Genomic DNA, 22,093 nt, shown 5'->3' on the forward strand with positions numbered 1-22,093 from the left:
GTTCATCATATGAAGATTTGGTTAGGCTTACCAAACGTGGCCGATCCGATCCTCACCGAACACCCCTCTCCTCGATCGTACAGAGTACGGTCCACGCGGGGGTGGGGGATCGCGGTGCTGGCCGCCGCACTTCTGGCGGTATCACTGGTGCTCAGCCTCGCCGTCGGCGCGCGGTTCGTGCCGTTCGACCAGGTGGTGCGGTCGCTGTTCGGCACCGGAGATGAGAATGTGCTGAACATCGTGGGCACCCTGCGTGTCAACCGCACCGTCAACGCGGTCTTCTGCGGCGCGGCCCTCGGCGCGGCGGGCGTGCTGATGCAGTCGCTCACCCGCAACCCGATCGCGGATCCGGGCATCCTCGGCGTCAACGCCGGCGCGGCGTTCGGAGTCGTCGCCGGGCTCAGCCTCTTCGGTGCGATCGGCGCGGTCGGTGCGATCTGGTTCGCGCTCGCGGGTGCCGCGCTGGCGGCCTTCGTGATCTTCACGTTCTCGGTCAGTCGTTTCGCCGCCGGATCGCCGGTGCGCCTCACCCTCGCCGGGGTGGCGTTCTCGGCAGTGCTCGTCGGCGTGTCGCAGGCACTCGTGCTCACGAGCGAGTCAGTGCTCGACGTGTACCGCTTCTGGCGGATCGGCTCGCTCACCGCCCGGCCGCTGGAAGAGGCGCTGCCCCTGCTCGTCTTCCTCGTCGCGGGCACCCTGCTCGCGCTCGCACTCGGGCCCGCGCTGAACCTGATGGCCCTCGGCGACGACAGCGCCATCGCGCTGGGGGTGCGGCCGGGTGCCGTGCGCGCGCTCGTGCTGGTGGCCGTCACGCTGCTCTGCGGCACCGCCACCGCGCTCGCGGGCCCGATCTCGTTCGTGGGGCTCGTGGTGCCGCACATGCTGCGTCGCGCCGTGGGGCCCGACCTGCGGCTCGTGCTGCCGCTCTCGCTGCTCGCGGCCCCCGCGCTGCTGCTCGTCGCCGACGTGCTCGGACGCGTCATCGGCAACGGCGCCGAGGTACAGGTGGGCGTGGTGACGGCGTTCATCGGCGGACCGCTGCTCATCGCGTTCGTCACCGGGCGGCGGAAGGCGGGGCTGTCGTGAGCGTGCGCGTGCGCGAGCACGCGCTGACGGCCGAAGACCGCGTACTCCGATCCGCACGCGGCCGGTGGTCGCTGCGCTTCGGTCGCCGCACCGCCCGGGTCTGCGCCGCGCTCGCCGTCGCGCTCGTGCTGCTGCTCACCGCCGCCCTCATGCTCGGCGACTTCGTCGTCACGCCGGCCGCGGTGGTCGAGACGCTGCTCGGGAACGCGCCCGATCAGCGCACGGAGTTCTTCGTGATCGGGCGGCGTCTGCCGCGCGCGCTCATCGCCATGACGGTCGGGGCCTGTCTCGCCGTCGCCGGCGCGGTGTTCCAGACCCTCACGCGCAACCCGCTCGCGAGCCCGGACATCATCGGGATCAGCGGCGGGGCGTCCGTCGGCGCCGTGTTCGTGATGCTCGTGCTGGGCGGCTCGACCGGGCAGGCGAGCCTGGGCGCCGTGGTCGGCGCGATCGCGATGGCCGGGGTGATCGTCGCACTCACGGCGCGCGCGGGGCTGCACGGGGTGCAGCTCATCCTCACCGGAGTCGCGCTCTCGGCCATCGCGATGGCCGCGGTCGAGTACGTGCTCTCGCAGGTGTTCGTGGCCAGCGCCACGACCGCGCAGACCTGGCTGGTGGGCTCGCTCCAGGGACGCAGCTGGCCGGATCTGGTGCCCGCGGCGGCGATGCTCGCGCTGGCTGTGCCGATCCTGTGGTGGAAGGCCGCCGACGCGCGCATGATGGTGCTCGGAGACAGCGCCTCCATCGCGCTCGGCGTGCGCACCTCGCGGGTGCGGTGGATCCTGCTGGCGGTCGCCACGCTGCTCGTCGCGGTGGCGGTGGCCACGGCCGGCCCGATCTCGTTCGTGGCGCTCGTGGCGCCGCACGTCGCCCGTCGGCTCTGCCGCTCCGAGAGCCTCCTCTGCGCGGGGCTCGCCGGCGCCGTTCTGCTCGTCGCGAGCGACCTCGTGGCGCTCTACGCCTTCGCCGCGCCCGTTCCCGTCGGAGTCGTCACGATCACGCTCGGCGGCGGGTTCTTCCTGTGGCTGCTGTGGCGGGAGGGGCGTCGTCATGCCTGATCCCGCACCGGGTGCCGCGCCCGATCCCGCAGCGGGCGCCACGCCCGATCCCGCACCCGGGGCCGCGACTGGAACGGCATCGGAAAGCGCGCCCGAGACCCCGGCCGCGCGCGGCCCGCGACGCCCGCGGCGCGCCCGCCCGCGGGTGTTCGCCGCTCGGGTGACGGTCGCCGAACAGGTGACTCCGGGCATGCGCCGGCTCACGATCGCGGCCCCCGAACTCGCGGACTACGCGCCCATGGGGCCCGATGAGTACCTCGGGCTGCTGCTGCCCCGCACCGAGCACGCGCCGCTCGTGCTGCCGCCGGCCGAGCGCGCCGACGCCATCCGGGCCGCCGTGGCCGAGCTGCCCGAGGAAGTGCGGCCCGAGCTGCGCTGGTACACGCTCCGCGCTCACCGTCCGGCCGATGCCGAGATCGACGTCGACTTCGTGGTGCACGGCGACGAGGGGCCCGGTACGCGCTTCGCCCGGCGCGCGAGGCCCGGATCCGCGCTCGGCATCCGGGAGTGCACCGCCCTGTACGACCCGCCGCCCGGCGTGCGGACGCAGGTGATCGCCGGCGACGAGTCGGCGATCCCGGCCATCGCGCGGATCCTGGAGAGTACTCCGGGCGAGATGCGGACGCACGCTTTCATCGAGATCGCCGACCCCCGCGACCGCCAGGATCTCGGCGCCGAGATCGCCTGGGTCGATCGGGACGAGCGTCCCGGTGCCGCGCTGGAGCGCGCGGTTCGGGCCGCCGAGCTTCCCGACCGCATCGACTACGCCTGGGTGTGCGCGGAGCGCGGGGGCGTGCAGGGCATTCGCCGGCACCTCGTCGACGACCGAGGCGTGGCCAAATCCCGCATCGTGTTCTCGGGGTACTGGCGCCTCGGCGAAGCGCGCGGGTAGGCATCGCGCACCCCTGCTGCGGCGCTCGGAGCGGAGGCGTACCCTGTCGATATGGACGGTTTCGCGGCTGTCGATTTCGGCTTCGCGCGCGAGATCCTGCAGCGCGGGATCGCGGCGCTGTACCTCGTCGCGTTCGTCTCCAGCCTGAACCAGTTCCGCCCGCTGCTCGGCGAGCGCGGGCTGCTGCCGGCACCGCGGCTGCTCGAGTGGGCGTCCGTCTCGCGGGATCGCGGGCGCGCGATCCGGCCCACGCTGTTCCGCCGTGTCCGCTACACCGACCGCCGGCTGGCGCTGCTGTGCTGGGCCGGCATCGCGGTCGCGGCGATCCTGGTGATCGGGATCCCGCAACTCGCGCCGCCCTGGGTACCGATGCTGGGCTTCCTCGCCCTGTGGTTCGGGTACATGTCGATCTCGAGCATCGGGCGGACGTTCTACGGCTTCGGATGGGAGATGCTGCTGCTCGAGGCGGGGTTCCTCGCCGCGTTCCTGGGATCGCGGGATCAGCCGCCGCCGACCGCGGTGATCGTGCTGTTCTGGTGGCTCCTGTTCCGTCTCGAGTTCGGCGCGGGCATGATCAAGATCCGCGGCGGACGCGAGTGGCGCGACCTGACCGCGCTCACCTACCACCACGAGACCCAGCCGATGCCGGGCCCGCTGAGTCGGCAGGCGCACCTGCTGCCGAGGTGGTTCCACCGGGGAGAGGTGCTCGGCAATCACTTCGCGCAGCTGGTCGTGCCGTTCTTCCTGTTCGCGCCGATCCTCGGCCTCTGGGTTCCGGGGCCGGTGCCCGCGCTCGTCGGCACCGTGGCGGCGGGCATCGTGATCGCCACGCAGCTGTGGCTCGTGCTCACGGGCAACTTCGCGTGGCTCAACTGGGCGACCATCGTGCTGGCGTTCTCGGCGGTCTCGATGCCGGCGCCGGGTTCCGCGGCGACCCGGTCGTCGGAGCCGGGCGCGGGGATCGACGGCCTGCCCTGGTACTGGTTCGGGATCACGGGCGCCGTGGCGCTGTTGTACCTCGTGCTGAGCATGCCCGCCCTGCGCAACCTGTTCGCGAGGCGCCAGCTGATGAACGCGAGCTTCAACCGCTGGCAGCTCGCGAACGCCTACGGGGCCTTCGGCACGGTCACGAAGGAGCGGATCGAATACGTCATCGAGGGCACGATGGATGACGACCCCGAGGCGGCCGACTGGCGGGAGTACGAGTTCAAGGGCAAGCCCGGCGATGTGCGGCGCGTCCCTCGGCAGTTCGCCCCGTACCACCTGCGGCTGGACTGGCTGATGTGGTTCCTGCCGCTCGGGCGTTCGCTCGACGAGTGGTTCACGACCCTGCTGGTGCGGCTGCTGGAGGCGGACGCCCCGATCCTCGCACTGCTGCGCCGCGATCCCTTCGGCGGCGAGCCGCCCCGATGGGTGCGGGTGGTGTCGTACCGCTACCGCTTCTCCTCCCGCGCCGAGCGCGGGGAGCACGGCGCGGTCTGGACGTGGGATCATCGCCGCGTGCTCGTGGCCCCGATCCGGCTGAACACTGGTTGAGCGGTCTCGTGCGATCCGCGATGGCGCCGCTGCGCCATGCGAGTCGGAGCAGCCCGCCTGTCGCCGGTTGAGCGAGCGACGAAGGAGCGAGTCGAAACCCAGAAGATCCCGAGGGTGTCGGCGTCGACTCCGCTGCGCTCCGCTCGATCGGGGCCGGGTGCTCCGCTCGATCGGCGACCGTGATGCAGCGCAGCGATGAGGCTCCGGCGAGGAACCCCTCGCCGGAGCCTCGTGTCCGGATCAGCCGTGCGGCTATGCCTTCGCGTCTTCGAGCAGACGGGCCTCGGATCCCGCCTCGGTCGATGCGGCCTCGGACTCGATCACCGGCCCGCTCTTGACCTGGACCTTGCGCGGCTTCGCCCGCTCGCTCACCGGGATCGTGACGCTCAGCACGCCGTTGTCGTAGCCGGCGGAGATCCGCTCGGTGTCGATGCCCTGGCCCAGGCTGAGCTGGCGCAGGAAGCTGCCGGGGGTGCGCTCGCGCGTGATCCACTTCACGTTCTCGTAGTCGGGCAGCGTGCGCTCGGCGCGAATGGTCAGCAGCTGGCCGTCGACGTCGATATCGACCGAACCCGGATCCATGCCGGGGAGATCCGCCGTGAGCAGGTACTGGTCGCCGTCGCGGTAGAGATCCATGGGCATCTGCCGGGGACCTCGTGCCGGGCCGTCGAGCAGCGCATCGGCGAGGCGTTCCATCTCGCGAATCGGACTGTAGTGTGCCATCACTTCACCTTTCATCGGGTCTGCATCAGTGCCGGTTGAAAGTTGAGTGCTGTTGACTCAACCTGTGCCCAGATTAGCACTCTGATGGTGAGAGTGCTAAGGGTGTTCGCCGAAGGCGAGCAGCCGGTCGTCCTCCGGCCCCGGCTCGCCGCGCCCGTCGGTGTTGTTCGTGAGCACCCACAGCGAGCCGTCGGGGGCGGCGACCGCGTCGCGCAGGCGCCCGTACTCGCCCACGACGAGTTCCGTCGAGGTCGAGGGATCGGCGAGCGGCACGCTGCGCAGCCGCTCGCCGCGCAGGTTCGCGATGTAGAGGTGGTCGCCGAGAACCGCGATCCCGCTGGGGCTCGCGTCGGCTGGAGCCCACTGCTGCACCGGGTCGATGAACCCGCTCACCCCGGCGATGCCCTCGACGTCGGGCCAGCCGTAGTTGCCGCCCGCCTCGATCGTATTGAGTTCGTCCCAGGTGTTCTGGCCGAACTCGCTCGAGTAGAGGGTGCCGTCGTCGTCCCAGGCCAGACCCTGCGGGTTGCGGTGTCCGAGGCTGTAGACCGGCGAGCCGGGGAACGGGTTGTCGGAGGGGATCTCGCCGGACGGCGTGACGCGCAGGATCTTGCCGGCGAGCGAGTCGGGATCCTGCGCACTGCCGGGGCTCCCGGCGTCGCCGGCCGTCGCGTAGAGCATCCCGTCGGGCCCGAAGGCGATCCTGCCGCCGTTGTGATTGCCGGCGGCGGGGATTCCGTCGAGGATCGTCTCGGGGGTGCCCAGGCCGGACAGCTCCGACCTGCCCCGCAGCTCGAAGCGTTCGATGCGGTTCTCGTCATCGGCGGTGAAGTAGGCGTAGAGATAGCCGTCGTCGTGCACCGCGATGCCGAGCAGCCCGCCCTCGCCGCGGGGTGCGACGCCCTCGATGACCGCCAGCTCGCGGGCGGCTCCGTTCGCGTCGAAGGTGAGGATGCGGGCGGTGTCGCGCTCGCTGATCAGCGGGGTCTCCCCGTGGAACGCGAGCGACCAGGGTGCGTCGAGGTCGCTCGCGATGATCCTGGGGTTCGAGGCGAGGCCCCCGGCGCTCGGCTCGCTCGGCTCGGCACCGCCCGGCGATCCGGCACCGCCCGGCGATCCCGTGCAGGAGGCGAGCACGAGTGCGACGAGGACGGATCCCGCGATCAGTCCTGCTGGCCGTCTCGCCGGGGCCGTGGCTCGCATGGCGTCCCCCTCTCGCTCCGAGCCTACGTCGATTCGGCGTGGGAGGGCAGGGGGTGGTCCGCGGGCGAAGGGGGAGTGGCTAGGATCGTTTCCATAATGAGATGCATTATCAACTTCTGGAGATCGCGGGCGGGGGGTCCCGCAGGGGCAGCGGGGCCGGACCGCAGCGGGCTCGAGGGAGCCGAGTCCGGCGGAGAGCGGGCGCACCTGCCCGAGCGTTCCCACTCGCACTCCCATTCGCACTCGCATTCGCTGCGGCGAGGATCCGGCTGGGCGGTCTCCGCGTCTCCGCTCGTGCGGTACCTCACCCTCGGCCTGCTGGTGCTCGTAGCGGGCGCGACGGTCTGGGGAATGGTGGCGCTCTGGCCGGACGGTTCCCAGGTGGCGCGGGTCGCGGATCGCGCGATGTACACCGCCGAGGGCGTGACCTTCGAGCGCGGCGAGGTGCTGCGGATCGACGCGGGGTGCGACACCGGTGTCGAGGACGGGGCGGAGGCCGGGAGCGCTGCAGCGGCCACGGGGGACGAGGCCGCTGCAGGTGCTGGGGGTGCTGAGGGTGCTGCGGGTGCCCAGGGCCTCGGGACGCCGGGCGACAACTGCCTGCTCGCCGGCGTCGGCGTGCGCACGGGGCCCGACGCCGGGCAGTTCGTCGACATCCAGTTGCGCGGTGCACTGGCGGCGGCGGGCATCCGGCCCGGCGACCATCTCGAGCTGCTCGCGTACCCCGTCGCGGCGAGCGCGGGCCCCGCTGCGGGCGCGGATCCCGATGCGGGTGCGGATCCCGACGCGAGCGCGGGCCCCGCTGCGAGCGCGGGCCCCGCTGCGGGTGCGGGCCCCGCTGCGGGTGCGGATCCCGACGCGAGCGAATCCGGTACTACTGCGACGTACGAGATCGCGCGCGGCTACGACGTCACCGGCGTCTTCCGAGGCTGGCAGCTCGTGCTGCTCACCCTCGTGTTCGCCGGGGTGGTGATCGCCGTGGGACGGTGGCGCGGCCTGCTGGCGCTCGTGGCCCTGGGAGTGGCCGCCGGAGTGCTGCTCGCGTTCGTGCTGCCCGCGCTCGTGGCGGGCGGGCCGGGGCTGCTCATCGGCGTCGTCGGTTCGAGCGCGATCATGTTCGCCACCCTGTACTTCGTGCACGGGCCGAACATGCGCACCACGGCCGCGCTCATCGGCACGCTGTGCGGGATCCTCATCATGGCGGGCATCTCGTTCGTCGCGGTGCAGATGACCCGGCTGAGCGGGATCGGCGACGAGGCCTCGGGGCGGTTGGCGGGGCTGGCCGCCGAGATCGACTTCCGCGGGCTGCTCAGCTGCGCGATCATCATCGCGGGCTTGGGGGTGCTGAATGACGTCACCATCACGCAGGCCTCCGCGGTCTGGGAGCTGCGGGCCGCAGCACCCGGCATGCCGCGGCGCGAGGTCTACGCGCGGGCGATGCGGATCGGCCGAGACCACATCGCCTCGACCGTGTACACGGTGTTCTTCGCCTACGTGGGGGCGGCGATGAGCGTGCTGATCCTGCTGCTCCTCTACAACAGGCCGATGCTCTCCCTGCTCACGCACGAGGACATCGTCACCGAGATCGTGCGCACGCTGTGCGGCAGCGTGGGGCTGGTGCTCGCGGTGCCGCTCACCACCTGGGTGGCCGCGCTCTTCCTGCCGCCGGTGGAACAGCGCGCGGCGGACAGCGCCGACCTCACAGCAGCACGATGAACCCGAGCGCCGCGCTCGCCGCGGAGAGCACGCCGAGCACCACGGCCGCGATCGTGTTCTCTCGCCGCCGCAGGTGGACGACGATTGCCCCCGCCATCGTGAGCGCGAGCCCGATCGCGGCGATCGGGGTGAGGATCGGTGCGACACCGGTGGCCAGGGGGAGGATCAGCCCGAGCGCGCCGAGCAGTTCGATCGCTCCGATGAACTTGATCGTCGCCGGCGCGAAGTCTTCGACGTACTCCATGCCGCCCGCAGCGAGCGTCTCCTGGGAGCGGGCGAGCTTCATGACACCGGCGCCGAGGAAGGCGAGTGCGAGCAGGGCGTTGACGACCCAGAGGGCGATGAGCATGGGAATCTCCGGTGATCTCGAGTGTGGTCGCTTACGATAAGTAAGCAACCCCATCGTGCAGTACGGAGGGGAGGCGTGCAAAAGGCACATCGGTGTGAGTAGGTGACATGGAATGACGGCGCATGAGACGGCCCCGGCCCCGCTGACCGACTACGAGGGATCGTGCCAGGGTGCGCACGGTCCCGAGGACGGGCGCATGATCCGCGAGGTGCTCGCGCGGATCGGCGACAAGTGGTCGCTGCTCGTCGTCGCGACGCTGCGGAACGGGCGACTCCGCTTCACCGAGTTGCAGAATCACATTCCCGGCATCTCGCAGCGCATGCTCACCCTCACCCTCCGCCACCTCGAGCGCGACGGGCTGCTCTCGCGCACCGTGCACGCCGAGGTGCCGCCGCGAGTCGAGTACGAGCTGACCGATCTCGGCAGAACGCTGATGGAGCTCGCCGTCGGGCTCGGCATCTGGGCGGTCGAGAACCGCGGCAGGATCGAGGCCGCTCGGGCGGCCTACGACGCATCCTCGAGGAAGCCGGGAAACCCGGGACCGAGCACCGCCGTGACGTAGGCTGAGCGTGTGCTCGACCTCAGCCACCCCATCACCTCCGGCATGACGGTCTACCCCGGCGATCCCGAGGTGCGGGTGGAGCCCGCGCTCACGGTGGCGGCGGACGGCGTCGCGGTGGCGCGGCTCGACCTCGGCTCCCACACCGGCACCCACGTGGACGCGCCGGCCCACACGATCGCCGGCGGCCGCACGATCGACCGGATCGCGCTCGACGAGCTCTGCGGCGAGGCTCTGATCCTCGACGTCGCCGACCGGGTGCGGGAGGAGACGCTGATCGACGCCGCGATGCTCGGACTCGACCGCTTCGGCTCGGTACCGCCGATCGTGGCGATCCGCACCGGCTGGGACCGCTTCTTCGGCGCCCCGCGCTACCTGCGGCACCCGTACCTCGGCGCCGAGGCGGCCGCCAGGCTGCTGGAACTCGGGATGAGAGTGCTCGCTGTGGACGCCCTCAACCCCGACCGCACACCGCGCCCCGGCGAGTCCGTCGATTTCGCCGTCCACGCCGCCGTGCTGGGCGGGGGCGGGGTGATCGTGGAGAACCTGCGCGGGCTCGAGCAGCTCGGGGAACGGGCGCGGATCGGGATCTTCCCGCTGCCGCTCGCGGGCGCCGACGGCGCTCCGGCCCGGGTGGTGGCCTGGCGCGTGTGACCCCGGTGGGCTGAGCTGCCCTGTCCGCCCCGCCTCTCCGCGGCAGGGCCGCGATCCGGCTCGCTTCTTGTCGCGCGATGCCCTCGTTGCGTGGGATCTTCGTTGCGCGGTACCCCTCTCTTGCGCCGGATTCCCCTCGCAGAAGATATGCGATCTGCACAAGATATGAGGTTTTGCAGGACATCCGCCATATCTACGGCGGATCGCATATGTTCTGCAGGGCAGGGTTGCGCAGGGCAGGGCAGGGCAGGCCGGGCCTGAGCAGGGCGGGGTGGGGCGAGGCAGGGTTGTGCAGGGCGGCGCAGGGTTGCAGAAGCTTGCCGAGGGATGGGCGCAGACCCTGCGCGGGAACGTATCCCGCTCGGAGCGGTGCTCACCCGTACCCTGGGGGAATGATCTGGGAGTCGTTCCGCGCCGCCGCCCGAGTGTTCTGGCGCCTGTCGCCGTGGAGCCTGGTGCGGGAGGCCGAGCCGGTCGTCGGACCGCGGCTGCTGATCGGCGCGCCCCACACCTCGAACTTCGACTTCCTGCTGATGCTCGGCATCGCCTGGGAGGCGCGGATGCACATCCACTGGCTCGGCAAGCGCGAGCTCTTCCGGGGGATCGCCGGTCCGATCATGCGGGGGCTGGGCGGCATCCCGGTGGATCGAGCGAACGCGGCCGGTGTGGTCGAAGCGGTCGTGGCTCGTGCGCGGCAGTCCGATCGCTTCCTGCTCGTGGTGACCCCGGAGGGCACCCGGCAGGGGAAGGGCTGGCGCAGCGGCTTCTACCGGATCGCGAAGGCCGCGCAGCTGCCGGTCACCCTCGGATTCGCCGACGGGGCTACGAAGACGGCGGGTCTCGGCATCACCGTGTCTCTGACCGGTGACGTGGTGGCCGACATGGACCGGATCCGCGAGTTCTACCGCGACAAGACGGGCGTGCGCCCGGAGTACCGCACGGAGCCCCGGCTGCAGGACGAGGCAGGACTCACGCGGAAGCTCGCGGAGGGGCGGGACGCCGGCTGAGGGGAGCACTCCCGCCGGTCGAGCGGGCGGAGTGAGTCGCAGGACCCAGGGTGTGGATCCTGCGACTCCGGCTCGTTCCTCGCCTGCGCGCAGGATGACGCGGGGCGGGCGATGCTCGGCATCGCGCTCCGTGCGGCCGAGCGCCTCGACTACCGCGGGGGATCCGGTAGGCCGGCGAACCCCGCGAGCAGCACCAGGACCGCCCCCGCGCCGATCGCGACGGCCGCGACCCAGACCGCTCCGATGATGGCCGCGTCGCGCACGGGCAGGCCGTGCTTCGCGAGGCTGCGGCCGTCGAGGCGGCGGCGTCCGAAGACGGAGCGCGGCCACCCCATCCGCACCATGAGGAGCGGAGGGATGGCGACCGCGAGGAACAGCACGCCGCAGACGAGCCACGCGATCGAGATCCCGTCGGCCAGGAGGATCGCCGCGATCAGGAACGCGACGCCCTCGACCCCGAAGAGCAGGCTCCAGAAGAACCCGTGGGCTGGCGCGCCGAAGCCCTGCGCGCCGAAGACGCCGAGGATCACGCCGGCGGCGACGGCGAACATGCCGAGGGTGATGCTCGCTCCGCTGCCGGTCGGGCAGTGCACCGCGATCTCGTAGGGGCCGCCCTCGGCGCAGAACCCTCCGACGCCCATGATCTCCAGCGAGCCGGCGAACAGCGCGACGGTGCCGGCCGCGAGCAGGAACCAGGATCCCGCGAAACCGATCCAGTTGCGCGTCCGCAGGGGCACCTCGACGAGACCGGGGCCGGTGTCGTCGGAGACGACTGCCGGGACGAGGCGCTCGGTGCGGGGCGCCCCCGCGTTCGATGCGTTCACGGTCGCTCCCTCCGTCAGGCCCGCTCGGCCGCGCCGGCGCGGCGGCGCAGAGAGGCGGCGGCGCACACGAGGCCGGCGGCCAGCAGCGCGGCGGAGGCGAGCAGGGCACCCTCCGGCGCGCCGCCGGTGCGTGCGAGGCCGGGCGCGCCGCCGGTGCCGGATCCCGAACCGGATCCCGAACCGGATCCCGAACCGGAGCCGGAGCCGGGAACCGTGCCGGTGCCGGGGCAGTGCCCGCTCCGCTGTTCGCCGGCGGCGGGGCAGTCGTGCGCCCCTCCCGGGCAGCGGCTGTCGTGCTCATCGCACTCGGGCTCAGCGGGGCAGCCGGTGTCGCCCTCGGTGCACTCGGGCTCGGCGGGGCAGACCTCGTCGCCCTCCTCGCAGCCCGGATCCGGGCACGGGATGACGTTGCCGAAGGGGTCGGAGCACACGCCGTCAGATTCCTCGCGGTCCGGATCGTCGGCGAGCCGGGCGTCGAAGGAGAGCTCCGCGCTGACGCCGGTGATCTGGATCGCCTCGGCCTCCGCCGCGACGCGGGTGTCGTTCCACCACTCGCTCAGCAGCCCCGTTCCGGACGGTGCGCGGAAGAAGAGGTAGTAGGTGCCTGCGGGCACCCCGGTGAAGCGGTAGACGCCGTGCTCGTCGGTGCGCGCGGTCGCGACGATGTTCGCCGCGTTGAGCTCAGGTGCGCTGAGCAGATGCACCGGGGCGTCGTCGAGGGGCTCATCGCTGGGGCCGGTCACGACTCCCTGAAGCACGCTGGTACCGGCCAGGCGCACGTCGATCGCCACGGCGGTGCGACCGTCCTCGACGCGCACGGCCGAGCTGGAGGCCTCGTCGGGAGCGTCCTCCCACCACTCGCCGATGAAGCCCGGATGCGACACCTCGATGCGGTAGTCGCCGTCGGGCATCTGGTCCGAGAAGGTGAAGGCGCCGCTCGCGTCGGTGTAGCGGGGGTAGCCGGATCCGCCCTCGTGGTGCAGGGTCACGAGGGCTCCCGCGATCGGCTCGCCGTCTTCGGTGGCGACGGTGCCGCCGGGCAAGAGGCCGAAGTAGGGGTCGGCCTGCGTGTAGATCGTCACGGTCCTGAACGAGCCGCCCATCGTCACCTGCGGGGTCGAGGGCCGGTCCACGCTGCTGTCGGGCGAGTTGGCCACGAACCAGCTGGGCAGATCGCCGGAGAGGGGGTGCGGGACCGCCCGCACGTCCCAGAGGCCGGTCGGCACGTTGAAGAAGCGCTTGTGATCGGCGGCGAGATGCTGCACGGCGGCTCGGGGAACGGTTTCGCCGACGCGGTAGAGCTCGGCGCTGGAGGGGGCGTCGGTGCCGTCGGAGTAGCCGGTGATGACGCGGAGGTCCGCGACGGGAGGCGTCACCGGGTAGGCGTCGTACACGATGTCGCCGAGATCCTGCGGTGCGCCGTCGATGACGAAGGAATCGGCCAGCTGCGGATCCCGCGTATCGCCGAGCCAGACCGGGGCCGGCCCCTGGAGGTCCTGGGACTCGGCGCGCAGCCGATAGCTGCCGGCGTCGACGTCGGGGATCTCGAAGGTGCCGTCCGCCGCTGAGAACAGGGTCGCCACGGGCGCGTGCAGCTCGTCGACCGGGAAGAGGTGCATGCGCGTGACGATGCCGTCGCCGTTGCCGTCGATCACGCGGCCCGTGGAGCCGGTCTCGATGGCGACCGCGGGTGCGGGTGCGGCGGCGGTTGCGGTCGCGGGGATGAGGATCGCGGCGGCGAGGGCCGCGATCAGGAGCGTGCGCAGCGGTCTGCGCGCGGGCGATCGTGTCATCTGAACGGTCTTTCTCGTGGGGGAAGGTTCCGTACCCACTTAAGCAAATTGAATTAGTTTTTGTGAGGCAGCAGTATGCCGTTGCAGCGTCCCGCCACGGCGGCGGGAGCGCCCTCCGCCGGACGCGGCCACGCCTGGAGGCGCCGGCTCGCCGCGCCCATCGCGGATCCCGGCGTGAGCCGCAGCAGCGCATCGCGCAGGGTCGCCGCGGCCGGGTGCGAGGCCTGGGCGCTGCGGCCGGTGCTGCGGGATCGCCGCCAGACCGATGTGGTGCGCTTCACGCGCAGCTCGTCGTAGCGGGAGAGACGGGCGGATAGCTCGCTCGCGTCGGCCCCGCGCAGCAGCAGGGTGAGCGTGGCCGCATCCTCGATTCCCTGCCCGGCGCCCTGCCCCAGGTTGGGGGTCATCGCGTGCGCTGCGTCGCCGAGCAGTACGGTGCGTCCCCGTACGAACGAGCGGAGAGGGTGCGCGAGATCGCAGAGGTCGTGGCGCAGCACGCGGTCGGGCGGCGTCGCCGCGATGCACTCGCCGATCTGCGCGTGCCAGCCGGCGAAGGCCCCGCGCAGAGCCTCGTGCTCGTCGGGGAACACCGTGCGCTCCGGAGCGGTCAGCGTGGCGAACCAGTACACCCGGTCGTCGGGCAGCGGCACGATCCCGAACAGCCGCCCGCGCCCCCAGGTCTCCCCGGCGGCCCCGCCCAGATCGACGGCGCCCGCGGTCACGCCGCGCCAGGCAGTGCAGCCGGCGTACCGGATCCCGGTGTCGAGCCCCAGAGCCAGACGGCTGCGGCTGCGGATGCCGTCGGCCGCGACGACCAGGTCGAAGCGCTCCGGCTGCCCGTCGATGGTGATCTCGGGCTTGCCGTCCGCGGACGCACCCGCCTCGGCGCCGACGACGAGGGTGCCCGGAGCGAGCGCGGCGGTGAGCGCCCGGTGCAGCTCGGCGCGGTGCACGCTGCGCATCGAGGACATCGCCTTCGTGGGCACCGTCAGCAGCCACGACCCGGAGGGGGTGCGCTGTCCCGAGCGCAGCGACGCGATCGCGTCGCTCGAGACGCCCCTGACCGTGTCGCCGAGACCCACGAGGTCCAGCGCCTCGAAGGCGTTGCCGAACAGGGTGAGACCCGCGCCGACCGGGCTCGGATCCCGCCGCCGCTCGTAGACCCGCACTTCGTGGCCGTCCCGCTGCAGACCCGCTGCGGCGACGAGGCCGACGATCCCGGCTCCGATGACTGCGATGCGCATGTTTCTCCTCCGTGCTCCCGCCGCAGCGGGGTCTCTGCGATCAGTTGTAGGCGCCCGGGCCGCTGCCGTCCAGCCCCGGCACGAGCAGCATGAGCACCACGAGCAGCAGGACGGCGAGCGCCGTCGCGGCGAAGGCGGCGGCGAAGACGCCGACCATCTTCAGGTAGCGGAGCCAGTCGCCGCGCGTCGCGATGTCCCGCCACACGGCGTTCGGTCGCTCGTAGAAGAACGCCCAGAACACGTTGTGACTGCTGGTGATGTGCTGGTACGTGCGCGAATCCCGGATCGGCAGCCGTGGCGCCTCTCGCGGGGTGAGGGCGGCCGCGACGGCGACGTCGGCCCGCTCGCGCTCCTCGGGCGAGAGGGTCGCGCAGATAGTCTCCGGCAGCAGTGCGATATCGGGGGCCTCGCCGGTGAAGCGCGCCGCGAGCAGCACGCTGCCCGGCCAGAACCGCTCCTCGTCACCCGGCAGGAGGCGCATGAGGATCCGCGTGCGGTAGGGCTGCGCCCCCTCGGCCGCGATGAGCAGGGTGACGCTGTGCAGCTCGCCCCCGGCGGAGAACCGGCCCGATCGCTCCTTCTCGCACACGGTCGCCGCGGCGAATCCACCGGGGTAGCCGAGCAGCAGCCGCCCGGGAGGCGGGTTGCCCGCCATGTAGCGCGCATCGACGACGGCGCGACCGCTCGGATCGACCCAGCGGCCGTCCGACCGGGGGAAGTAGACCTCGCCCGCGGGGGAGTTGCCGGCCGCGGAGAGCGCGCCGAGTATGATCGCGCCCACGAGGGCGAGCGCCGCGATCCACGGCGGCAGCACCTCCCACCCGAGCGCGCGGGCTGCGACGAGCGCACTGCCGGTGCCCGCGAGCGCGCAGACCCCGGAGGCGAGTCGGCGCCGCCGCGGGCCGACGGGTCGGCCGTAGGAGCCGATCGCGTAGCGGTAGCTCACGCGCCGGCCCGTAACCGTTCGCGGTGCTCGCGTACCCGGGCGAGGAAGCCCTCGAACACCCGGAACGATGCCTCGTCGAGCTCGAAGCGCAGCACCTGGAACGCGAAGTGCGCCCCGCGCGATCCGAGCGCCACCCGGACGGCGCCGCGCGTCGGCTTCACCTCGACCGTCAGGTACTCGATGTCGTAGACGAAGACGCCGGGCTCCCAGCGCGGGGTGGCGACGGTGACGAGGTGCCGGTCCCAGGTGAGGTGCAGATCCTCGGCCAGCGCGAGGCGCTCGTACGGCGGCGGGGTCACGACTGCTCCGAGGGCGCGGATGCCAGTGCGGGTGCCGGCCTGGTGGGCCGGGCCGCCGGGCCGGGTGCGGGCTGCGGCGCGGGGCGCGCCGGGGGCGCGGCGGCCCCGGCCCGGCGGTGCCGCACGACGGTTGCGATCCCGCGCCCGAGCAGCAGGGCGCCGATGAGCCAGGAGATCAGGGTGAGTTCGATCGACGCGGCGAGGGGATCCGGGCTCCAGGAGGGGCTGCCGGTGAGCATCATGCCCGCGGCGACCGACCAGAGCGACACCACGAGAATCGCTCCACCGATGTCGAACAACGCGCGCATCGCGGCGCGGCGCGCGGCCGCCGCGTGGGTCGGGGCGGGCGCCCTGCGATCCCGCCGCGCTCGCAGCCGGCCGACGAGCAGCACGGCGCCGAGCAGCACGGCGCCGAAGGCCGCGAGGATCGCGGCCGTGACGCCCGCCGGCTCGCCCGAGGCGCCGCCCGGGTCGCGGCCCTCGAGCGCGGCGACCGCCTGCAGCGTCGGGGAGGTCTGCTCGTACAGCGGGCTGTTCGTGGCCTGCACCAGCACCACCGCCTGCCCGTCGCCCGGCCTGAGATGCGCGTGCGCGAAGAATCCCTCGGTGCGTCCCACGTGGGCGGCGACCGGGCTCGAGCCTGAGCCTCCGGTGCCCCAGCCGAGCCCATAGCCCGTGGTGCCGGGGGCCGCGGCGCCGGGCGCGCCCGTCGGCACGTGCTCGGCCAGTATCGCCCGCGCACTCTCGGCGCTCAGGAGCACGCTCCCGTCGTCGGCGATCCCGCCGCGCAGCAGCATCCGTGCGAACGCCGCGAGGTCGCGAGCCGTCGAAACGGTGTATCCGTCGGGGGCCGCGCCCGAGGGCACGGTCTCCTCGAAGGGGATCGGCACGCCGAACGCGAGCCGGTGCCCGGCCGCCGCGACCTCCTGGGCCGTGGCCGGTTCCGCACTCGAGCCGAGCATCCCGAGCGGAGCGAACAGCTCCCGGTCGAGGTGCGTGGCGAACCGCTCACCGCTCACCGCCTCGATGACGGCGCCGAGGACCGCGTAGTTCAGATTGGAGTACTCGAAGGCTGCGACGCCGTTCGCCTCCGAGCGGGGGATCTCGTTCGCGGCCGCGGCGCGATCCGCGATCGAGAGCGCGGGATCGCGCCGCGCGTCGAGGCCGGCGTCTGCGCCGAACCCGCTCGTGTGGGTGAGCAGCTGCGCGATCGTGACGGGGGTCTCGTCCTGCGGGCGGAAGTCGGGCAGATACTCGCGCACCCCGGCATCGATCCGGATCCGGCCCGTGTCGACCAGGCGCATCACGGCCGCGGCGGTGAGCGGTTTGCTCAGCGAGCCGATGAGGAACGGGGTGTCGGCGTCGGCCCCGCCGCTTCCCCCCGTCGAGGTGGTGAGCACGGGGGCACCGGCCGGGTCCGTGCCGACCGCCGGATCCGGCTCGATGACGGCCCAGGCCGCCGGGGCCTGGGCGCCCGGGGCGAGTGCCGTGCGGGCGAGCGCGTCGCCCATGAGATCGGTCCACCGCTCGCTCGCGAGGTCGTCCGCCGGGCGGTGCACCGAGTCGTTCTCGGCGGTTGCGGGGGCCTGGGACGGGCCCCGGGACTTGGATGCATGGAGGCGGCCCGGGGATTGGGACGATGGCGCGTCGGCCGATGACTCGCCCGCGCCCAGCAGCACCAGAGCGAGCGAGGCGACCACGGCCGACAGTGCGAGCGCCGTGCGCCGCAGCGCGCCGTGCGCCCCTGTGACGGTGAGAGGCCCGGGCGCCCCCGACGGATGCGGAGTGGTGGGGTGCATGTCGTTTCCTGTCCTGTGCCACCCGGTGCCCGGGGCCGGGCTCGCGGCCTGCGGCCGGAGCGGCGGGCGGGCACCGGGTGATGCGTGCGCGAACTGCGATCGCTCACTGACACGGTAACTGAATCTGATTAGTTTATTCGTGGCGCGGTCGTGCCTCGGCAGAACGCTGCCACCGCGCTGCCGGCGGCCTGCCCGAGACCCGCCGCCCGGCGAGCAGCAGGCCGCTCGCGCAGAGCCCGGCCACCGCGAGGGCCAGTCCCCAGCCGAGCTGCATGCCCGGATCGCCGGTCGTGGCCAGCCCGTCGGCGCGCGCGGCGTCGGTGTCCGTCTTGGTGTTCGCGGTCGCGGTCGCGCCGGTGCCGGTGCTGGCGGTGCTGCCTCTGGTCGAGCCGCCATCGCCGCTGTGGTCGCCGGAGCCGGAGCGGCCATCGGCGTGGCCGCCCCCGCTCGCGCCGCCGGAACCGCCGCCCTTCGCTCCCACGGTGATCGTCACGGTGGCGGTCTGCCCGGTGGGCCGGCCATTGTCGTCGTCGGCCGTGTAGGTGAAGCGGTCGGTGCCGCTGAACCCCGGGTCCGGAACGTACCCGAAGCAGCCCTTGTCCTCGAACTCGAGCACGCCGTGCTGCACGTCGTCGACGAGCTGCCACGAGCGTATCTCGCCGCTGTCGTTGCCGCCGAAGTGGAACTCGGAGAGGTCGCACTGGGGGTGCAGTGGGATCGCGGTTCCGTGCGGCGTCGAGTAGGCGTCATCGCGCAGCACGACGGGCTCGTCGGGAGCGGGGTCGTCGGGAGCGGGGTCGCCGACGGTGATGCGGACGGTCGCCGTGGCCGAGGCGATCGGCCCCTCATCGCGCAGCATGTACGTGAAGGTGTCGATGCCCTCGAAGTCGGTCGGCGGGAAGTAGGTGAATGTGCCATCGGTCGCCACGGTCACCTCGCCGTTCCTGTCGGTGGGGCGGGTGATGTCGGGGCTGTTCGCGTTCACGACGCCCTGGATGCCCGAGACGCGGAGGCTGCGGTAGCCGTCATCGTTGTCGAGGAGCCCCGAGGCGGGTCCGGTCACCCGGAGCTCGGCGTTCAGCGGCGTCGCATACGAGTCCCCGACTGCGGACAGCCGCGTGCCGAGCACGGCGATATCGATGCGCTTGACCAGCTCTCCCGGGCCGAAATCCACCGCGACGGCCTGCGAGGGGTCGTAGGCACCCGGGTAGTAGGTGGTGGCAAGGTCGGTGCCCGCCGGCGGGATCACCCGGATCGCGTAGACGCCGGGATCGATGTTCGCCTCGTTGAAGTGACCCTCCCAGTGCCCGGTGCTGAGCACCGAGGTCGTTCCGGCCACGGCCCCGGTCGCCGGATCGTAGAGCTCGATGGTCGCCCCTTGCACCGGATAGCCCTCGGGATCGGTCACCAGGCCCATGGCGAGATTGCGGTTCGGCGTCAGCGAAGGATCGTGCACAGGGTATGAAGCGCCGGGGGTGAGGATCGTGTATTGCGATGCGTACCCGTAGCTCTCGAAGATCACGCTGTAGGGCTTCTGCTGGAGCCCGGTGATCCAGTACGTGCCATCCGCTGCGCGGGCCGATGCGGTGAACCGCGGCTCGCTCCGATCCACGGGTTCGACCCAGATACTGCCCCTCACCAGCGGCAGTCCGGTCGAGGCGTCGGTCATGGTGCCCCGGAAGCCGATCGCGTTCACGTTCGGCTTCGAGAGCAGGGTGACGGTGAAGACGTGCACTTCCTGACCCACGTCGAGTTGACCGCTGTGCCCCATCAGATCGGGGCGGCTCGTGATGCTCGGATTCGCCGAGAACGTATAGCTGCCGTAGGGGAGCGAGAGATAGTGCGCCTCGCCATCGCTGTCGATCACACGCTCCCCGTGCCCTTGGATCAGCACGGTGCCGCTTCTGACCGGGTCGCCATTCACGTCGCGCACTCGGACCGTGACGTAGCGAGAGGTGTTCGGCGGGAGCAGCTGGGCGCTTCCGCCGGAGCCCTCGGGCAGGCGGGGTTCGGTCTCGGCGCGAGCGGTGTCGGGTGGCGCTGCCCGAGAACCGCCCGGTTCGGTCTCGGCGGGCTCCGCGGCCTCGTCGGCCACCGCGGCGGCGGCGATCTGCTCGACGGGTGCCGCCTCCTCGTCCGCTGCGAGCGCGGCCGATGAGGCGAGGCCCGCCGGAGCCATGAGGCTCACGGCCAGGGCGACGCCGAGGGCGACGCGGGCGCGCTGCTTCACGGGCGCTCTCCTTCGTTCGCGACGAGCTCGACGCCCGCGAGCGCCCGGGCTGCGCGGCTGCGGCGGTGCCGCATGACGAGCAGCAGCACCGCGCCGTCCACCAGCAGGAAGCCGGCGATCCCGAGCACCCAGATGAGCGCGCGATCGTCGAAGCCGGTGCGTGCGAGGGCGCCCGGGATCGCTGCGCCCGGAGCGGTCTGCTGCGGCCCCGCGGCGTCAGTGCCTCCGGTGTGATCGTGCGATCCCGTGCTGCCGGATCCCGGGTCGCTCGATCCGGAGCCGTTCGCCGAGCCGTCGGATCCCGGGCCGCTCGCGGATCCCGAGGCGTTCCCGTCGGCGGCGGATTCGCCTGAGCTGCCGGATTCGCCTGAGCTGTTCCCGTCCGACTCGCCGCTCGAGGCGCCCACCCGGATGGTCACGGTCGCGGTGAGGCCGGGCATGTTCGGGTTGAGTACCACGCTCGAGGCAGGGTCGAACAGCCGGTACGTGAAGCTGTCGACGCCGGTGAAGCCGTCGTCGGGCTGGTAGACGAAGGAGCCGTCTGCGGCGAGCAGCACCTCGCCGTGCGAGGTCGGGGTCACGATGCCGTCCACGAAGAACGGCTCGTCGGGGTCGTCCTGCAGCAGGCCGTTCAGGTCGTCGTTCGCGAGCACGCCCGGCGCTCCGACCTGCAGCAGGGTGTTCTGCGGCGTGGTGTAGCTGTCGTCCGCCGCGGTGAACCGCAGCACCGGCGCCGGTTCGGCCAGGCCGTCCAGCACGAGCGGTTGCAGGTTGAACTGCTGCCCGCTCATGGTGAAGCTGCGCGGCTGCGACAGGAGATCGAGCTGCGCGGCGTCGTCCCACCAGCTCGCGTGCACGGTGTACTCGCCGAGGGGGAGGCCGGTGGTCGCGAAGCGTCCGCTCGCATCGGTGTTGCCCCCGTACACGAGCGAGCCCTCGTCGTCGAACACCTCCACCCGGGCGCCCGGAACCGGTGAGTCGCCCGGCAGCAGCACGTAGCCGACCGCGATGGCCGCGGTGCGCAGCTCGGCGTCGATGCCGGTGAGCGTCACGCCGGTCGAGGGGAACTCGAGCGCGGTCGCCGCCGAACCGGCGGATGCGCCCGACCACCAGACGGTCGCGAATTCCGAGCCCTGAGGGCCGCTGACGCGGATCGTCCCCGACCCCGGTGCGATCTCGGTGAACGCATAGGTGCCGTCGGCGGCGGTGTGCGTGCTGTGGCCGCCGCCGTTCGGGTAGAGCAGCTGCACCAGAGCGTTCTCGATGCCCTGGCCGTTGACATCGGTGATCCGTCCCGACACGGTCGAGTAGAGCGAGAGCGCGACATCGAGGCGGGCGCTGCCCTGCGGGGTCAGCGTCGCCGTGCCCCAGGCGCCGACGCGTCCCGGGTACTCGACGTAGTAGGCGTAATTGCCCACGGGCAGGTCGGGAATGCTGAAGGAGCCGTCGGGGGCGGTGGTGGCCCGATGCTCGCCGACGGCGGAGTCGATGCGCACCTCGGCGCCTGCGAGGGGGAGGCCGTTGGCGTCGGTCACCGTGCCCGTGAGGGTGCGCTTCGGCAGAGCGGCTGCCACGAGAGTCGTCTGCGGCAGCTTCGGCGCGGAGCGCGTCTCGAGGGGTGGGGCGCTCGGGTCCCCGTCATGTGCGGGAGCCTCGCGGTCGCCGTCGGCCTCGGCGGGCGTCGCGGGCTCCGCTGCCGTCGGTTCCGCCAGAGGCTCCGCCACAGGCTCCGCGACGGGCTCCGCGACGGGCTCCGCCGCAGGCTCACCCGCAATGGGCCCGGCCGTCTCGTGCGCCAGAGGCTCCTCGGGCGCAGGAAGCGCGAGTCGTGCGGCATCGTCCTGCGCGGGATCCTGCGGCACCGGATCCTGCGCGGGATCGCCCTGCGCCGGAGCTCCGGGGTGCGCACCCGGTTCCTCCGGTGCGGCAGACGGGTCGGCGCCGGAGAGCGCGGTCGCCGGAGCCGCTGGAGCGGCGGGTTCCTCGGCCTGCGCGGCGGCGGCGGGCAGGAGCATCGCGGTGACGAGGGCGCACGCGAGACCGGTGCGTCCGAGCAGGGATGGGGTTCTGGGGTTCATGGCTGTCCTGTGGTTCGATCCTGTGGTGCGGTCCTGGAGCGGGGAGGGGTGCGGCGCGGATCGCACCGCACCCCTCGGGTTGCTGCCGCGGGAGGCG

19 protein-coding genes are annotated in these 22,093 nt (G+C 72.4%); 8 read left to right on the forward strand and 11 right to left on the reverse strand.

Annotated features, from left to right (window positions below; genetic code table 11):
• Positions 1-36: 36 nt before the first annotated feature.
• The 4 genes from AMS65_RS03495 to AMS65_RS03510 are packed head-to-tail and all read left to right on the forward strand — an operon-like array spanning position 37 to position 4,572.
• Positions 37-1,086, forward strand: a complete 1,050-nt coding sequence (locus AMS65_RS03495; RefSeq protein WP_241489324.1) for a FecCD family ABC transporter permease — start codon at positions 37-39, stop codon at positions 1,084-1,086.
• Positions 1,083-2,144, forward strand: coding sequence for a FecCD family ABC transporter permease (locus AMS65_RS03500; RefSeq protein WP_241489325.1), 1,062 nt, complete (start codon positions 1,083-1,085; stop codon positions 2,142-2,144). The genes AMS65_RS03495 and AMS65_RS03500 overlap by 4 nt, the downstream gene beginning before the upstream one ends.
• Positions 2,137-3,036: a siderophore-interacting protein gene (locus tag AMS65_RS03505; RefSeq protein WP_083451457.1), complete on the forward strand. Its 900-nt coding sequence runs from the start codon at positions 2,137-2,139 to the stop codon at positions 3,034-3,036. The genes AMS65_RS03500 and AMS65_RS03505 overlap by 8 nt, the downstream gene beginning before the upstream one ends.
• 51 nt (positions 3,037-3,087) lie before the next feature.
• Positions 3,088-4,572 (forward strand): lipase maturation factor family protein, encoded by a 1,485-nt coding sequence (locus AMS65_RS03510; protein ID WP_053382775.1) that lies wholly within the window; start codon positions 3,088-3,090, stop codon positions 4,570-4,572.
• A gap of 252 nt (positions 4,573-4,824) precedes the next feature.
• On the opposite strand, the gene AMS65_RS03515 is transcribed toward AMS65_RS03510, so the two are convergent.
• Together AMS65_RS03515 and AMS65_RS03520 are read right to left on the reverse strand one after the other, a co-directional pair.
• Entirely contained in the window at positions 4,825-5,295 is a 471-nt protein-coding gene (locus AMS65_RS03515; RefSeq protein WP_053382776.1) for an Hsp20/alpha crystallin family protein, read from the reverse strand.
• Between the two features lie 96 nt (positions 5,296-5,391).
• Positions 5,392-6,498 carry a PQQ-dependent sugar dehydrogenase gene (locus AMS65_RS03520; RefSeq protein ID WP_053382777.1) on the reverse strand — a complete coding sequence of 369 codons (1,107 nt, stop codon included), beginning with the start codon at positions 6,496-6,498 and terminating at the stop codon, positions 5,392-5,394.
• Positions 6,499-6,792: 294 nt separating this feature from the next.
• Here AMS65_RS03520 and AMS65_RS03525 point away from each other — a divergent pair, with 294 nt between their 5' ends.
• Positions 6,793-8,214, forward strand: a complete 1,422-nt coding sequence (locus AMS65_RS03525; protein ID WP_053382778.1) for a YibE/F family protein — start codon at positions 6,793-6,795, stop codon at positions 8,212-8,214.
• Here the strand turns inward: AMS65_RS03525 and AMS65_RS03530 are convergent.
• Positions 8,198-8,563: a DoxX family protein gene (locus tag AMS65_RS03530; protein WP_053382779.1), complete on the reverse strand. Its 366-nt coding sequence runs from the start codon at positions 8,561-8,563 to the stop codon at positions 8,198-8,200. The two genes, AMS65_RS03525 and AMS65_RS03530, sit on opposite strands and share 17 nt — an antisense overlap.
• A gap of 112 nt (positions 8,564-8,675) precedes the next feature.
• On the opposite strand from AMS65_RS03530, the gene AMS65_RS03535 reads away from it, so the two are divergent.
• The 3 genes from AMS65_RS03535 (at position 8,676) to AMS65_RS03545 (ending at position 10,783) form a co-directional block, all read left to right on the forward strand.
• Complete coding sequence (locus AMS65_RS03535; RefSeq protein ID WP_053382780.1) at positions 8,676-9,125, forward strand: winged helix-turn-helix transcriptional regulator; 450 nt, start codon at positions 8,676-8,678, stop codon at positions 9,123-9,125.
• A gap of 9 nt (positions 9,126-9,134) precedes the next feature.
• Positions 9,135-9,776 (forward strand): cyclase family protein, encoded by a 642-nt coding sequence (locus AMS65_RS03540; RefSeq protein WP_075200820.1) that lies wholly within the window; start codon positions 9,135-9,137, stop codon positions 9,774-9,776.
• A 392-nt stretch (positions 9,777-10,168) separates the two neighbouring features.
• Positions 10,169-10,783 carry a 1-acyl-sn-glycerol-3-phosphate acyltransferase gene (locus tag AMS65_RS03545; protein ID WP_053382781.1) on the forward strand — a complete coding sequence of 205 codons (615 nt, stop codon included), beginning with the start codon at positions 10,169-10,171 and terminating at the stop codon, positions 10,781-10,783.
• A 149-nt stretch (positions 10,784-10,932) separates the two neighbouring features.
• Here the strand turns inward: AMS65_RS03545 and AMS65_RS03550 are convergent, their stop codons facing one another.
• The 8 genes from AMS65_RS03550 to AMS65_RS03585 form a co-directional block, all read right to left on the reverse strand.
• On the reverse strand, positions 10,933-11,607 hold the full coding sequence (locus tag AMS65_RS03550; protein WP_157502045.1) for a hypothetical protein: 675 nt from the start codon (positions 11,605-11,607) through the stop codon (positions 10,933-10,935).
• A 14-nt stretch (positions 11,608-11,621) separates the two neighbouring features.
• Complete coding sequence (locus AMS65_RS03555; RefSeq protein ID WP_053382783.1) at positions 11,622-13,400, reverse strand: carboxypeptidase-like regulatory domain-containing protein; 1,779 nt, start codon at positions 13,398-13,400, stop codon at positions 11,622-11,624.
• Between the two features lie 53 nt (positions 13,401-13,453).
• Positions 13,454-14,644 carry an FAD-dependent monooxygenase gene (locus AMS65_RS03560; RefSeq protein WP_053382784.1) on the reverse strand — a complete coding sequence of 397 codons (1,191 nt, stop codon included), beginning with the start codon at positions 14,642-14,644 and terminating at the stop codon, positions 13,454-13,456.
• Between the two features lie 40 nt (positions 14,645-14,684).
• A complete protein-coding gene (locus AMS65_RS03565; protein WP_053382785.1) occupies positions 14,685-15,590 on the reverse strand; it encodes a hypothetical protein in 906 nt (301 codons plus the stop codon).
• Positions 15,587-15,889, reverse strand: coding sequence for a hypothetical protein (locus AMS65_RS03570; RefSeq protein ID WP_053382786.1), 303 nt, complete (start codon positions 15,887-15,889; stop codon positions 15,587-15,589). Before AMS65_RS03570 ends, AMS65_RS03565 begins: the two co-directional genes overlap by 4 nt.
• Positions 15,886-17,688, reverse strand: coding sequence for a serine hydrolase domain-containing protein (locus AMS65_RS03575; RefSeq protein ID WP_053382787.1), 1,803 nt, complete (start codon positions 17,686-17,688; stop codon positions 15,886-15,888). Before AMS65_RS03575 ends, AMS65_RS03570 begins: the two co-directional genes overlap by 4 nt.
• A gap of 133 nt (positions 17,689-17,821) precedes the next feature.
• The gene (locus AMS65_RS19765) at positions 17,822-19,918 is read right to left on the reverse strand and encodes an Ig-like domain-containing protein (RefSeq protein ID WP_053382788.1); all 2,097 of its coding nucleotides are present in this window, start codon (positions 19,916-19,918) and stop codon (positions 17,822-17,824) included.
• Entirely contained in the window at positions 19,915-21,996 is a 2,082-nt protein-coding gene (locus AMS65_RS03585; protein WP_053382789.1) for a carboxypeptidase regulatory-like domain-containing protein, read from the reverse strand. Before AMS65_RS03585 ends, AMS65_RS19765 begins: the two co-directional genes overlap by 4 nt.
• Positions 21,997-22,093: the final 97 nt, after the last annotated feature.

Source organism: Leucobacter celer subsp. astrifaciens (assembly GCF_001273835.1).
GTDB lineage: Bacteria > Actinomycetota > Actinomycetes > Actinomycetales > Microbacteriaceae > Leucobacter > Leucobacter celer.